Origin of the sequence: Micromonospora sp. NPDC005710, assembly GCF_040630995.1 — a bacterium.
GTDB lineage: Bacteria > Actinomycetota > Actinomycetes > Mycobacteriales > Micromonosporaceae > Micromonospora.
This window is the reverse complement of record NZ_JBEXYP010000072.1, coordinates 1-1,309: the sequence shown is the minus strand read 5'-3', so window position 1 is coordinate 1,309 and position 1,309 is coordinate 1. Positions and strand designations below refer to the sequence as shown.

General features: G+C 71.6%; 2 protein-coding genes and 1 pseudogene. All 3 read right to left on the bottom strand.

Annotated features, from left to right (window positions below):
- A pseudogene (locus tag ABZ406_RS30960) lies at window positions 1-399 on the bottom strand (cobyrinic acid a,c-diamide synthase); the annotation flags it as partial.
- The gene (gene cobO, locus ABZ406_RS30955) at window positions 393-1,004 is read right to left on the bottom strand and encodes a cob(I)yrinic acid a,c-diamide adenosyltransferase (RefSeq protein WP_357769125.1); all 612 of its coding nucleotides are present in this window, start codon (window positions 1,002-1,004) and stop codon (window positions 393-395) included. The gene cobO and the pseudogene ABZ406_RS30960, both read right to left, overlap by 7 nt.
- A 90-nt stretch (window positions 1,005-1,094) precedes the next feature.
- A partial coding sequence (locus ABZ406_RS30950; RefSeq protein ID WP_357769123.1) for a hypothetical protein occupies window positions 1,095-1,309 on the bottom strand: 215 nt, incomplete at its 5' end.

Here is a 1,309-nt window from a genome sequence, read left to right as displayed (position 1 = left end):
CGCGGTGGTGTCCAACACCAGCAGCACGGGCGCGTCGATCAGCCGGGCGACGTGCGCGGTGGAGGCGTAGTCGCGGCGGCCCACCGCGCCGTCGTGCAGGCCCATGACGCCCTCGACCACGGCGATGTCGGCCGGCGTGGGGACGCTCGCGCCGTGGCGCAGCAGGGGGGCGATCCGGTCGGCCCCGACCAGGAACGGGTCGAGGTTGCGCCCGGATCGCCCGGCGGCGAGGGCGTGGTAGCCGGGGTCGATGTAGTCGGGCCCGACCTTGTGCGGGCTGACCGTCAGGCCCCGTCGGCGCAGCGCGGCGAGCAGCCCGGTCGCCACTGTGGTCTTGCCTTGGCCACTGGCCGGGGCGGCGACCACCACCCGGGGCAGCGCCCAGTGCGCGGTCACCACTCGATGCCCTTCTGACCCTTCTGGCCGGCGTCCATCGGGTGCTTAACCTTGGTCAGCTCGGCGACGAGGTCGGCGGCGGCGACCAGGCGCGGGTCCGCGTCCCGACCGGTGATCACGACGTGTTGGAACCCGGGGCGGTCGGCCAACGTTGCCACCACCTCGTCGACGTCCACCCAGCCCCACTTCATCGGGTAGGTGAACTCGTCGAGCACGTACAGCCCGTGACGCTCGGCGGCCAGGTCACGCTGGATCTGCCGCCAACCCTCCAGGGCGTCGGCGGCGTGGTCGGCGTCGCCGCCGCGCTGGATCCAGGACCAGCCCTCGCCCATCTTGTGCCAGGCCACCGGCGCGCCCTGGCCGGTGCGCTCGTGCACCTCGCCGAGCGCCCGGAAGGCGTTCTCCTCCCCCACCCGCCACTTGGCGCTCTTGACGAACTGGAACACCCCGACCGGCAGGCCGGCGGTCCAGGCCCGCAACGCCAGCCCGAATGCGGCCGTCGACTTGCCCTTCATCTGGCCCGTGTGGACGATCAGCAGTGGCCGGTGCCGCCGTTGCCGGGTCGTCAACCCGTCAGCGGGCACCGAGCTCGGTTGTCCCTGCGGCATCAGTCCGTCCCCCGTTCCGCGTCCATGTGTTCCGCGTCCATGTGTCCCGCGATCTTGCGGTTTCTGTTGGTCATATGCGCACTTCGCCCCTTATGCCGCGACAGGAAGTGCAAGATCGCGGGGATGGGTCAGGGCTTCCAGGGGGGTTCGGGTGGCCTTGAGCTGGGTGGCCAGGCGGTCGGCCAGGTGCAGGCGGACGGGTCCGGACTCGCAGTCCACGACCACGCACGCGGCACCGGTGCTCAGATGGCGGAGACACTGGCAAGTTTTTCCTCGGCAACGGCCGGCGGCGCCTAGTACAGCCT